Source organism: Pseudomonas sp. NFX5, from assembly GCF_049132125.1.
GTDB classification, from domain to species: Bacteria; Pseudomonadota; Gammaproteobacteria; order Pseudomonadales; family Pseudomonadaceae; genus Aquipseudomonas; species Aquipseudomonas marginalis.
In genome coordinates this window covers 278,856-291,753 of record NZ_JAFMZG010000031.1, presented here as the reverse complement: position 1 = coordinate 291,753, position 12,898 = coordinate 278,856, and the positions used below count along the sequence as shown (strand labels likewise).

Annotated in this window: 10 protein-coding genes; 5 read left to right on the top strand and 5 right to left on the bottom strand. The window is 61.9% G+C overall.

Translation table 11 applies throughout. The features are described from left to right. Positions 1–113 precede the first annotated feature (113 nt). Positions 114–1,577, bottom strand: coding sequence for a glyceraldehyde-3-phosphate dehydrogenase (locus J1N02_RS22000; RefSeq protein ID WP_027604232.1), 1,464 nt, complete (start codon positions 1,575–1,577; stop codon positions 114–116). 340 nt (positions 1,578–1,917) lie between these two features. On the opposite strand from J1N02_RS22000, the gene mfd reads away from it, so the two are divergent. From mfd to J1N02_RS21985, 3 genes are read left to right on the top strand one after another with little or no spacing between them, the layout of a single operon-like run. Continuing rightward, positions 1,918–5,367, top strand: a complete 3,450-nt coding sequence (mfd, locus tag J1N02_RS21995; RefSeq protein ID WP_421147741.1) for a transcription-repair coupling factor — start codon at positions 1,918–1,920, stop codon at positions 5,365–5,367. 11 nt (positions 5,368–5,378) lie between these two features. After that, positions 5,379–5,945, top strand: a complete 567-nt coding sequence (locus J1N02_RS21990; RefSeq protein ID WP_065928156.1) for a CsiV family protein — start codon at positions 5,379–5,381, stop codon at positions 5,943–5,945. A 9-nt stretch (positions 5,946–5,954) separates the two neighbouring features. Beyond that, complete coding sequence (locus J1N02_RS21985; RefSeq protein WP_098480188.1) at positions 5,955–8,648, top strand: DEAD/DEAH box helicase; 2,694 nt, start codon at positions 5,955–5,957, stop codon at positions 8,646–8,648. On the opposite strand, the gene nagZ is transcribed toward J1N02_RS21985, so the two are convergent. Together nagZ and J1N02_RS21975 are read right to left on the bottom strand one after the other, a co-directional pair. Then, entirely contained in the window at positions 8,645–9,652 is a 1,008-nt protein-coding gene (gene nagZ, locus J1N02_RS21980; protein WP_092358975.1) for a beta-N-acetylhexosaminidase, read from the bottom strand. The two genes, J1N02_RS21985 and nagZ, sit on opposite strands and share 4 nt — an antisense overlap. A 136-nt stretch (positions 9,653–9,788) precedes the next feature. Continuing rightward, positions 9,789–10,496: a TetR/AcrR family transcriptional regulator gene (locus tag J1N02_RS21975; protein ID WP_027604237.1), complete on the bottom strand. Its 708-nt coding sequence runs from the start codon at positions 10,494–10,496 to the stop codon at positions 9,789–9,791. A gap of 263 nt (positions 10,497–10,759) precedes the next feature. Here J1N02_RS21975 and lexA point away from each other — a divergent pair, with 263 nt between their 5' ends. Together lexA and sulA are read left to right on the top strand one after the other, a co-directional pair. Next, positions 10,760–11,368: a transcriptional repressor LexA gene (lexA, locus tag J1N02_RS21970; protein ID WP_003172575.1), complete on the top strand. Its 609-nt coding sequence runs from the start codon at positions 10,760–10,762 to the stop codon at positions 11,366–11,368. 10 nt (positions 11,369–11,378) lie between these two features. After that, positions 11,379–11,852: an SOS-induced cell division inhibitor SulA gene (gene sulA, locus J1N02_RS21965; protein ID WP_092358973.1), complete on the top strand. Its 474-nt coding sequence runs from the start codon at positions 11,379–11,381 to the stop codon at positions 11,850–11,852. An 83-nt stretch (positions 11,853–11,935) separates the two neighbouring features. On the opposite strand, the gene J1N02_RS21960 is transcribed toward sulA, so the two are convergent. Next, positions 11,936–12,169: a hypothetical protein gene (locus tag J1N02_RS21960; protein WP_010212068.1), complete on the bottom strand. Its 234-nt coding sequence runs from the start codon at positions 12,167–12,169 to the stop codon at positions 11,936–11,938. A gap of 118 nt (positions 12,170–12,287) precedes the next feature. Further along, entirely contained in the window at positions 12,288–12,809 is a 522-nt protein-coding gene (locus tag J1N02_RS21955) for a DUF6586 family protein (RefSeq protein WP_027604239.1), read from the bottom strand. Positions 12,810–12,898: the final 89 nt, after the last annotated feature.

Below are 12,898 nucleotides of genomic sequence, written 5' to 3'. Positions count from 1 at the left end.
ACCTCGAAATGTGGGAAGGAGCCTGCTGCCGATCAGGCCCTGCTCGACAACACAAACCCGCTGCCATGAAAAAGCCCCGAACCAGTCGGGGCTTTTTCATTCAGTGCTAAGGCTTAGCGCGGGAACGCAGGCGGGTTGACCCCGGCCATGTCTTCCATCACGCGAACCACCTGGCAGCTGTAGCCGAACTCGTTGTCGTACCAGACGTACAGTACAACGCGGTTGTCCTGGGTAATGGTCGCTTCCGCGTCCACTACACCGGCGTGGCGCGAGCCAACGAAGTCGGTGGACACCACTTCCTGGGAATTGACGAAGTCGATTTGCTTGTGCAGGTCGGAGTGCAGCGCCATGTAGCGCAGGTACTCGTTCATCTCTTCACGGGTAGCGGCTTTCTCAAGGTTCAGGTTGAGAATGGCCATCGACACGTTCGGCGTCGGCACACGGATCGCGTTACCGGTCAGCTTGCCGGCCAGCTCAGGCAAGGCCTTGGCAGCGGCGGTGGCGGCACCGGTCTCGGTGATGACCATGTTCAGCGCGGCGCTGCGGCCACGGCGATCGCCCTTGTGGAAGTTGTCGATCAGGTTCTGGTCGTTGGTGTACGAGTGAACGGTTTCAACGTGGCCGTTGACGATGCCGAACTTGTCATTAACGGCCTTGAGCACCGGCACGATGGCGTTGGTGGTGCAGGAGGCGGCGGACACGATCTTGTCGTCAGCGGTGATTTCACCGTGGTTGATGCCGTGCACGATGTTCTTGAGCTTGCCTTTGCCAGGCGCGGTCAGCACGACGCGGTCGATGCCCGGGCAGGCCAGGTGCTGGCCCAGGCCTTCGGCATCACGCCATACGCCGGTGTTGTCCACCAGCAGGGCGTCCTTGATGCCGTACTGGGTGTAATCCACCTCGGTCGGGTTCTTCGCGTAGATCACCTGGATCAGGTTGCCGTTGGCGGTGATGGTGTTGTTTTCTTCGTCGATGGTGATGGTGCCGTTGAACGAACCGTGTACCGAATCGCGACGCAGCAGGCTGGCGCGTTTGGTCAGGTCGTTCTCGGCGCCTTTGCGCACCACGATGGCACGCAGGCGCAGGCCGTCGCCGCCACCGGTTTTTTCGATCAGGATGCGCGCCAGCAGGCGGCCGATACGACCGAAACCGTAGAGGACAACGTCGGTGCCTTTGCGGGCAGCGGCGTTTTGCTGGCCCACCACATCGGCCATTTCTTCACGCACGAACTGCTCGGCGCTGCGGCCGGCACCTTCCTTGCGGAACTTGTAGGCCAGCTTGCCCAGGTCTACCGAAGCCGCGCCGAGCTTGAGCTCGCTCATGGCCTTGAGCAGGGGGAATGTTTCGTGGACGGAGAGTTCGCTGTCGTCGGCGGAACGATGGCGAGCAAAGCGATGCGCCTTGAGAATCGCGATGACTGATTGGTTGATCAGGCTGCGGCCATAGATCGAGCTCACCACATTGTTATTGCGGTACAGCTGACCGATAAGCGGGATCATCGCTTCTGCGAGTGCTTCACGGTCGATCCATTCACCAAGACACTGGTCGGGCTTCTGAGTCACGGGAACCTTCCACATGTAGGGGCTGAAAAAAGGGGCTACATTATGTCGTCCGACCGCCCGTTGAGCAATGCGCCAACCACAACAAAAAGCCCTTGCAAAAAAATACCACCCCGCTACAGGCCAGGAAACACGCGGGTTTCAGAAGGCCACCAATGGCGCAGTGCCGCCAACTTGTCCGTAACTCTCCGAAACATCCGTGCAAAACGGCACTACATAATGAGTCAAAAGGCTGCTTTGTTTGTCTTAGCCACTACATTTCCTACAAACCGTAATAGGCTCAGTCAGCAACTGACAGGCGGCACCCCGGGCCGTTACAATTACCGACTTTGTCGCAACGCTTGGAGCTCAACCTTCCGTGCCCGTTCTGCGTCTACCGCTTCTCCCTGCCGCGGCAGGTAAACAGCACTGGGGCAACCTGCCCGGTGCCGCCCTGAGCCTGGCCATTGCCGAGGCTGCCAGCGCAGCCAAGCGCTTTACCCTGCTGCTTACCGCCGACAGCCAAAGCGCCGAACGGTTGGAGCAGGAGCTGAGCTTCTTCGCCCCCGATTTGCCGGTGCTGCATTTTCCCGACTGGGAAACCCTGCCCTACGACCTGTTCTCGCCGCACCAGGACATCATCTCCCAGCGCATCGCCAGCCTGTACCGCCTGCCGGAACTGGCCCACGGTGTGTTGGTGGTGCCGATCACCACCGCCCTGCACCGCCTGGCGCCGACCAAGTTCCTGCTGGGCAGCAGCCTGATGCTGGATATCGGCCAGAAGCTCGACGTGGAACAGATGCGCACGCGCCTCGAAGCCAGCGGCTACCGCTGCGTCGACACGGTGTATGAACACGGTGAATTCGCCGTGCGTGGTGCGCTGATCGACCTGTTCCCCATGGGCAGCAAGTTGCCGTACCGCATCGACCTGTTCGATGACGAAATCGAGACCCTGCGCACCTTCGACCCGGAAAACCAGCGGTCCATCGACAAGGTCGAGTCGATCAAGCTGTTGCCGGCACGGGAGTTCCCGCTGCAAAAGGACGCGGTCACGCGCTTCAAGGCGCGCTTCCGTGAACGCTTTGACGTGGACTTCCGCCGCTGCCCGATCTTCCAGGACTTGAGCAGCGGGATTACCCCGGCGGGCATCGAGTACTACCTGCCGCTGTTCTTCGACGAAACCTCGACCCTGTTCGACTACCTGCCCCAGGACACCCAGGTGTTCTCGTTGCCGGGCATCGAACAGGCGGCGGAAAACTTCTGGAACGACGTGCGTAACCGCTATGAAGAGCGCCGCGTCGATCCTTCCCGGCCTTTATTACCGCCCGCCGAGCTGTTCCTGCCGGTGGAAGACTGTTTCGCCCGCCTGAAAAACTGGCCGCGCGTGGTCGCCAGCCAGCAGGATGTGGACACCGGCAGCGGCCGCGAGCGCTTCCCTGCGGCGACGTTGCCGGACCTGGCGATCCAGGCCAAAGCCACGCAACCCCTGGAAGCACTCTCGAACTTCCTCGGCGACTTCCCCGGCCGCGTGCTGTTCACCGCCGAATCCGCCGGGCGCCGTGAAGTGCTGCTGGAGCTGCTGGAACGCCTGAAGCTGCGGCCGAAAACCGTCGACAGCTGGCCGGATTTTGTCGCCAGCAAAGAGCGCCTGGCGATCACCATCGCGCCACTGGACGAAGGCCTGCTGCTGGATGACCCGGCGCTCGCGCTGATCGCCGAAAGCCCGCTGTTCGGCCAGCGCGTGATGCAGCGTCGCCGCCGTGAAAAACGCGCCGACGCCAACAACGACGCGGTGATCAAAAACCTCACGGAACTGCGCGAAGGCGCGCCGGTGGTGCATATCGACCACGGTGTCGGCCGCTACCTGGGCCTGCAGACCCTGGAGATCGACAACCAGGCCGCCGAATTCCTCACCATGGAATACGCCGAGGGCGCCAAGCTCTACGTGCCGGTGGCCAACCTGCACCTGATCGCCCGCTACACCGGCAGCGACGACGCCCTGGCGCCGTTGCACCGCCTGGGCTCCGAGACCTGGCAGAAAGCCAAGCGCAAGGCCGCCGAGCAAGTGCGCGATGTCGCCGCCGAACTGCTCGACATCTATGCCCGTCGTGCGGCGCGCGAAGGGTATGCCTTCGCCGACCCGAAGGCCGACTACGCCACCTTCAGCGCCGGCTTCGCCTTCGAAGAAACCCCGGACCAGCAAACCACCATCGAAGCGGTGCGCGCCGACATGCTCGCGCCCAAGCCGATGGACCGCCTGGTGTGCGGCGACGTGGGCTTCGGCAAGACCGAAGTGGCCATGCGCGCGGCCTTTATTGCGGTACACGGCGGCAAGCAAGTGGCGATCCTGGTGCCGACCACCCTGCTCGCCCAGCAACACTACAACAGCTTCCGTGACCGCTTTGCCGACTGGCCGGTGACCGTGGAAGTGATGAGCCGCTTCAAGTCCGCCAAGGAGGTGAATGCCGCCGTCGCCGACCTCGCCGAAGGCAAGATCGACATCGTGATCGGAACGCACAAGCTGCTGTCGGACGATGTAAAGATCAAGAACCTGGGCCTGGTGATCATCGACGAAGAACACCGCTTCGGTGTGCGTCAGAAAGAACAGCTCAAGGCCCTGCGCAGCGAGGTCGACATCCTTACCCTCACCGCCACGCCGATTCCGCGTACGCTGAACATGGCGGTGTCGGGCATGCGCGACCTGTCGATCATCGCCACACCGCCGGCGCGGCGCCTGTCGGTGCGCACGTTCGTGATGGAGCAGAACAAAAGCACAGTCAAGGAAGCGCTGCTGCGGGAATTGCTGCGTGGCGGCCAGGTGTACTACCTGCACAACGACGTAAAAACCATCGAGAAATGCGCCGCCGACCTCGCCGAACTGGTGCCGGAAGCACGCATCGCCATCGGCCACGGGCAGATGCGCGAACGCGATCTCGAACAGGTGATGAGCGACTTCTACCACAAGCGCTTCAACGTGCTGATCGCCTCGACCATCATCGAGACCGGCATCGACGTGCCTAGCGCCAACACCATCATCATCGAACGGGCGGACAAGTTCGGCCTGGCCCAGCTGCACCAGCTGCGCGGCCGGGTTGGGCGCAGTCACCACCAGGCGTATGCCTACCTGCTGACGCCGCCCCGCCAGCAGATCACCGGGGACGCCGAGAAGCGCCTGGAAGCGATCGCCAACACCCAGGACCTGGGCGCCGGTTTTGTCCTGGCCACCAACGACCTGGAAATCCGCGGTGCCGGCGAACTGCTGGGCGATGGCCAGAGCGGGCAAATCCAGGCCGTCGGCTTCACCCTGTATATGGAGATGCTCGAACGCGCGGTGAAAGCCATCCGCAAGGGCGAGCAGCCAAACCTCGACCAGCCCCTGGGCGGCGGTCCGGAAATCAACCTGCGCTTGCCGGCGTTGATCCCCGAAGACTACCTACCGGATGTGCATGCACGCCTGATCCTGTACAAGCGCATCGCCTCGGCCACCGACGAAGAGGGCCTCAAGGACCTGCAGGTGGAGATGATCGACCGCTTCGGCCTGCTGCCCGAGCCGACCAAGAACCTGGTGCGCCTGACCCTGCTCAAATTGCAGGCCGAGCAGCTCGGGATCAAGAAAGTCGACGCCGGGCCGCAAGGCGGGCGTATCGAGTTCGAAGCGCAGACGCCGGTGGACCCCCTGGTGCTGATCAAGCTGATCCAGGGCCAGCCCAATCGCTACAAGTTCGAAGGGGCTACGCTGTTCAAGTTCATGGTGCCGATGGAACGTGCCGAAGAACGCTTTAATACATTGGAGGCGTTGTTCGAGCGCCTCATCCCGAAATCTGCTTGAAGGACGCCCCAATGCGCCTGTTCCGCATTCTGAGCCTGTTGTTGGTGGTACTCGCGCCTTCGGCATTTGCCGACAGTCCGTACCAGGTGGAAATGATCCTGGTACGCCAGAACGCGGAGCCGGCGCTCAACAGCCGCGCTGCGCCGGAAAACTGGGATGCGGGCGCGCAGCGGTTGGGCGACAGGCTGAGCCCGCCGCGCCTGAACAATATCGTCGACAAACTCAACGCCGATAACAGCTTCACCGTGCTGGCGCACAAGGCCTGGGAACAGAACCTCGGCGAGCAGCCGGTCAGGATCGCGATCACCGACGGCCAGGAGCAGTTCGGCCAGTTCCCCATCGAGGGCGTGTTGAGCCTGCAACTGGGGCGCTTCACGGATATCGATGCGGACTTCTGGCTCAACACGTTCGACAGCAACGGCAGCGTGGTGGCCAGCGAACACCTGAGCCAGAAAGACGTGCGCACCAAGAACAACCAGCTCAACTACCTGGACGGCGGCCACCTGGCACTGCTGATCAAGATCACTTCGCTGACCGCCAAGCCACCCAGCGCACCCCCACCCGACATTCAGGACTGATCCAGCGCCATGCCCCTGACGTCGCCGTTGACCAAACCCCTGGCCCCTTCATGGGCCAATCGCTTCAAAGAACAAAGCCTGGAGCGCGGGCGGCGCTATGCCCTGGAAAACCGTGTGCGCATCGTCGAGTCCGGCGACAGCACCATCATCGCCAGTTGCGAAGGCTCGGGGGGCAACGTTTACCGGCAGACCATCTCATTGCGCGAATCTGCCAAGGGCGCGCTGATCCTGGTGGACAGCCGCTGTACCTGCCCGGTGCACACCAACTGCAAACACATCGCGGCGGTGCTGCTCAAGGTCCAGGAAACCCTGGCCTACCCGGCGGCGGCCCAGGATGCCGAGTTGCTGGAAAAACTCCAGGCCGTGCTGGATAACCGCGTGGTGTTGCCGCAGGTGGTGATGGAGGATGTGGTGCCCGTGCCGCGCCTGTGGCTGGCCAGCGTCGAGTTCAGCGCATTTGAGCCGCGCAACGGCAAGATGCAACGCTATATCCAGCACCGTGCGGCGTTGTCGTTCAACTACCTGGGCAACTATGTCAGCGGGCAGAAGAACGCCGACATCATCGTGCGCCAGGAAACCCAGAGCCTGCGCATCAAGCGCCATCCCGAGCTGGAGCAGCCCTATCGCGAACAACTGCGCCTGCTCGGTTTCAAGATCGCCACGCGCCAGAGCAAGGCCTTGCCGGAAAGCGCCGGCGAGCTGTTCGAGATGGTCAATGACAGCGCCTGGCTGAACTTCACCCTCAACGCCTCGCCGACCCTGCGGGCCGAGGGTTGGGAACTGCAGATCGATGATGACTTCGGGTTTGACCTGAGCGCCGTCGACGACTGGTACGCCACCGTCGATGAAGGCCCCGAGCGCGACTGGTTCGACCTGGAACTGGGGATTATCGTCAACGGTGAGCGCCTGAGCCTGCTGCCGATCCTGCTCAACCTGATGCGCTCCCACACCGAGATCCTCAACCCGGAAAAACTCGCGCGGCGCCGGGATGACGAGCTGATCCTGGTGAATATTCCCGGCCTGCCCAATGGCGGCCACGGCCCGCTGCAAGTGGCCCTGCCCTACGGCCGCCTGAAACCGGTACTGGCCACCCTCGGCGAGTTTTACCTGCAGGAGCCCGGCACCACCGCGCTGCGCCTGGCCAAGGCCGATGCTATTCGCCTCAACCCGCTGGAAGACCTGCCCCTGCAATGGGAGGGCGGCGAGAAGATCCGCAACTTTGCCCAGCGCCTGCGGGACATCAAGGACTTCACCTGCGTGGCGCCCGAAGGCCTGAACGCGACCTTGCGACCTTATCAGCTGGAAGGGTTGAGCTGGATGCAGTCGCTGCGCCAACTGGAGGTGGGCGGCATACTTGCGGATGACATGGGCCTGGGCAAAACCCTGCAGACCCTGGCGCATATCCTCAGTGAAAAGATCGCCGGGCGCCTGGACCGGCCGTGCATGGTGGTGATGCCCACCAGCCTGATCCCCAACTGGCTCGACGAAGCGGCGCACTTCACCCCGCAACTCAAGGTGCTGGCGCTGTACGGGGCCACGCGCAAAAAACACTTCGCCAGCCTGCAGGACTACGACCTGCTGTTGACCACCTACGCCCTGCTACCCAAGGACATCGAGCACCTGGCCGCCCTGCCCTTGCATGTGCTGATCCTCGATGAAGCCCAGTACATCAAGAACCCTTCCAGTAAGGCTGCCCAGGCCGCGCGCGAGCTGAATGCCCGGCAGCGCCTGTGCCTGAGCGGTACACCGCTGGAAAACCACCTGGGCGAGTTGTGGTCGCTGTTCCACTTCCTGCTGCCGGGCTGGCTGGGCGACGTCAAGAGCTTCAACCGCGACTACCGTGTTCCCATCGAAAAGCGCGCCAGTGAGATGCGATTGCAGCACCTCAACGGCCGTATCAAACCCTTCCTGCTGCGCCGCACCAAGGAGCAGGTGGCCACGGAGCTGCCGCCCAAGACCGAGATCATTCACTGGGTCGATCTCAATGAGGCTCAGCGTGATGTGTACGAAACCATGCGCCTGGCCATGGATAAAAAGGTCCGCGACGAAATCACCCGCAAAGGCGTGGCGCGCAGCCAGATCATCATCCTTGAAGCACTGCTGAAGCTACGCCAGGTGTGCTGCGACCTGCGCCTGGTCAACGACGCGACCCTGCCCACCCGCGGCAGCAGCTCGGGCAAGCTCGACAGCCTGATGGAAATGCTCGAAGAGCTGTTTGAGGAAGGTCGCCGGATCCTGTTGTTTTCCCAGTTCACCTCGATGTTGAGCCTGATCGAAGTGGAGCTGAAAAAGCGCGGTGTCGCTTACGCCCTGTTGACGGGCCAGACCCGCGACCGGCGCACACCGGTGAAGGATTTCCAGAGCGGCAAGTTGCAGATTTTCCTGATCAGCCTGAAGGCCGGTGGCGTGGGCCTGAACCTGACCGAAGCCGACACCGTGATTCACTACGACCCTTGGTGGAACCCGGCCACCGAGAACCAGGCCACCGACCGTGCATACCGCATCGGCCAGGAGAAGCCGGTGTTCGTCTATAAGATGATTGCGCGGGGCACGGTGGAGGAGAAAATCCAGCACCTGCAGAAGGAAAAATCCGACCTGGCAGCGGGCGTGCTGGATGGGCGTACGACGGGGGATTGGCAGTTGGGCAACGACGATATCGAGGCGTTGTTTGCGCCGTTGCCCAATAAGCAGGAAAAGCGCTAGATCAGCTGTGCATCCCGCAAAGCGCCCAGTGCGGTGAGCCAGCGCGGATCCTGCTTGTAGTCAGTCGAAGCAATCGCCTGCCCACGCATACGCGCGATGCGGGCCGACGGCGTGACCTTCATGCGCTGCGCCGCACTCAGCGCCAGCTCAGCCGCCGCACGATCGTTGCACACCAGCCCCATGTCGCAACCGGCGGTCAGCGCCGCCTCGATCCGACTGGCGGCGTCGCCGACCACATGGGCGCCAGCCATCGACAGGTCATCGCTGAAAATCACCCCATCGAACTGCAACTCGCCGCGCAGGATGTCCTGCAACCAGCGGCGTGAGAAACCGGCAGGCTGCGCATCCACCTGCGGGTAGATAACATGCGCCGGCATCACTGCCGCCAACTGCTTGCTCAGGCGTGCGAAAGGCACCAGGTCATTGGCGCGAATCTGTTCCAGGCTGCGTTCATCATTGGGAATCGCGACGTGGGAATCAGCCTCGGCCCAGCCATGGCCCGGGAAGTGTTTACCGGTGGCGGCCATGCCGGCGCTGTTCATGCCTCGGATAAAGGCACCGGCGAGCACGGCGGCGCGCTCGGGATTGCCCTCGAAGGAACGGGTGCCGACCACGGCGCTGCGCTGGTAGTCCAGGTCCAGTACCGGGGCGAAGCTCAGGTCGAGACCGACCGCCAGTACTTCAGTGGCCATGATCCAGCCGCACTGCTCGGCCAGGTACTCGGCGCTGGGGTTGTCCGCCAACGCGCGCATGGCCGGCAGGCGCACAAAGCCCTGGCGCAGGCGCTGGACACGACCGCCTTCCTGGTCGACCGCCAGCAGCAGGTCCGGGCGCACGGCACGAATCGCCGCGCTCAATTCCCGCACCTGCCGCGGGTGCTCGATATTGCGCGCAAAAATGATCAGGCCACCGACTTCAGGCTGGCGCAACAGGTGGCGATCCTCGGCCGTCAGCCAAGTACCGGCCACGTCGACCATCAAAGAACCTTGCAGGGCAGCAGTCATAAACCTTCCTTAAATAACGCACACAACCCGTTGACCCCACCAGGCGCAGTGAGGACAACAGGTTGCGAGTAAATAGCTGAATTCGGCATGGGCAGCTAGCTTAGCGGATGCAAGCGGCCGCGCACACCCGGAGCGGTCAAACCTTGGCGGCAGCTGGCGTGGATTTGCTGCGCGGGCGCAATTGGGCGGCAGCCATGGCCGAGTCGGTCACGCCGGTTTCAGCGCGCATACCGGCGGCAAGGAATGGCACCATCAGGCGCATGACCTGCTCAATAGAAGTGTTCACGCCGAAATCGGTCTCGGCAATCGCACGCAACGCCTTGATCCCGGACATGCTGAATGCGGCCGCACCGAGCATGAAGTGCACGCGCCAGAACAGTTCGATCGGCGGAATACGCGGGGCGGCTTCGTTGACCAGCAACATATAGCGGCGGAATACCTTGCCGTACATGTCTTCCAGGTAACGGCGCAAGTGGCCCTGGCTCTGGCTGAATGCCAGGCCCAACAGGCGCATGAAGATCGACAGGTCATTGCCGCTGCGTGGCTGAACCACCAGCGCCTGCTCCACGAGCATTTCCAGCAGGTCTTCCAGGGTCGGCTTGTGGTCGGCCTTGGCCTGGCGGCGCTCGAGTTCACGGTCGAGGCTGGCACAGAACGGACCCAGGAAGCGCGAGAATACCGCCTGGATCAGGGCCTTTTTCGAGCCGAAATGGTAGTTCACTGCGGCGAGGTTGACCCCGGCTTTGCTGGTGATCAGCCGCAATGAAGTTTCAGCAAATCCTTTTTCCGCGAACAATTGCTCGGCAGCATCGAGAATGCGTTCAACGGTTTCCGACTGGGCCATGGATACTCCGCCTGACAAACACTTGTTTGAAACATACGTTTCAGGGTGTGTCTTGTCAAGCCTGCAAGTTCGCTTTCCGGCCGGGCAGTCATCTATTTCATCGCTATTTAATCACATACTCCCAAGTCTGTAGGCAGCGCTATCTCTGCCTTGTAGGACACTTGACGAATGACCGTCCAGCGGAGGCGCAGAAAAGGATGATTGCCAAGTGCAGTCCACTGTATATAATCCCAGTCACTGTATAAAAAGACAGAGCGATCAACATGCTAAAACTGACGCCACGCCAAGCTGAGATTCTGGCTTTTATCAAGCGCTGCCTCGATGACAACGGCTACCCGCCGACACGAGCGGAAATTGCGCTGGAACTGGGGTTCAAGTCCCCCAACGCCGCCGAAGAACACCTCAAGGCCCTCGCTCGCAAAGGCGCGATCGAGATGACCCCCGGTGCTTCACGGGGTATTCGCATCCCTGGCTTCGAAGCCAAGGCCGACGAATCGACACTGCCGATCATCGGTCGCGTCGCCGCCGGTGCGCCCATCCTGGCGCAGCAGCACGTCGAGGAATCCTGCAACATCAACCCGACCTTCTTCCATCCTCGCGCCGACTACCTGTTGCGGGTGCACGGCATGAGCATGAAGGACGTAGGGATCTTCGATGGCGACCTGCTGGCCGTCCACACTACCCGCGAAGCCCGTAATGGCCAGATCGTCGTCGCCCGTATCGGCGATGAAGTCACCGTCAAACGCTTCAAGCGCGAAGGCAGCAAGGTCTGGCTCCTGGCCGAGAACCCTGAGTTCGCCCCGATTGAAGTGAACCTGAAAGATCAGGACCTGGTGATCGAAGGCCTGAGCGTCGGCGTCATTCGCCGCTAAAGGAGGCATCATGCAGCTCGTGCACACCCCCCAACACACACAACTGTCGCTGTTCGAGGCCTTTATGGCCCAACCCCTTGCGCCCATCCTCAAGGAAACGGTCGAGGCGCCCTGGAGCGCCGAACCTGAGGCGTTCAGTGAACTGTCGTTGCGCGGTGCGGCCGGGAGCTGCCTGAGCCTGCTGGCGCCGATCCTTCGTGAACTGAGCGAGGAACAGGATGCACGCTGGTTGACGCTGATCGCCCCGCCCGCCAGCCTGACCCAGGCCTGGCTGCGGGATGCCGGCCTTAATCGCGAGCGCATCCTGTTGCTGCAACCCCGCGGTGCGCAAAGTGCTCAGCAGTTAACCTGTGAAGCCTTGCGCCTGGGCCGTAGCCACACCGTGGTGAGCTGGCTCAACCCGCTGAATGCCACTGCCAAGGGACAGCTGATCAGCGCAGCGCGTACCGGCGATGCACAGAGCTTGAATATTAGATTGGGTTAATTCTGTGTGCCGCAGGCTATCCCTGTGGAGGGGGCCTGTTGTGGTGAGCGGGCTTGCCACAACAGCGAACCCACTTGCCACACTCAGTGAAGAACGCGCGGGCCGTCTTCTTTCTCGGGCTCGCCTTCTGCCAGGCGACCGGCCATCTGCACACCAACGCTCAACATGGCTTTTGCCACTTCCACGTGCTGGCCCTGCAGGAACACCTTGGCGTCCTCGGAAAAATCCAGGATAACCAGAGAACCTTCGTCCTCGGCCCGGCGCAGCTCGATTCGGCCGTCAGGCAACTCAACAATTTCCAGAAAGGACGTCGGCATAAAAGTCTGTTCTCCACGAAAGGCCGGGATTATATCAGTCATCCGCCCGGCCTCGCTGAGGATCTGAAGAGGTTTCTTTACGGCTTGATGAACGGTGCCATGTGAATCCGACCAATGTTCAGCACTCGTTCAAACCTTCACGAAAGCGCAATGCCATCTTTTTCAGCGCCTGACGCCAGCCTTCCAACTCTTCGCGACTCAGTGGCTCGGGCTCTTCCTCTTCCAGCGCTACCGCCACGATCAAGGGCTGGGTCACATCGCCCTTGGGCACATGGGGAACACGGGGTGGCTGAAACATATCCGCATGGGCCTTAAGCAGACGCGCGACCCAGCTGTCAGGGCTCTGCGCCATTTCCACCAACTCGGCCAGCTCAGGGATCGCCATGCTTTCCAGCACCTCACGATTCATGATCATTTCCGCACGGGGCGAACCGGCCTGGGGCAAACGGTAGAACCCGGCGATCTCATGACACAAGCCCAGTAACGCACCATACAGGTGGAACAACGCGGCTTCACGCCCGGCCTGGACCAGCGCGATCGCGTTCATCTCCTTCCCCTCCTCGGCACGGCCAAGGGCTTCCAGGGACAAACCCGCAAAATAAATTTTCTGATTGGTACGGGTATAGAGCTCGTTGGCCATAACGGCAATCTCCACAACGAATAAGCGTGATGCTGGCTGAACAGTGTCACGGATCAGCCGAGCCTACTGCAAGTGCAATAAACCGCTGC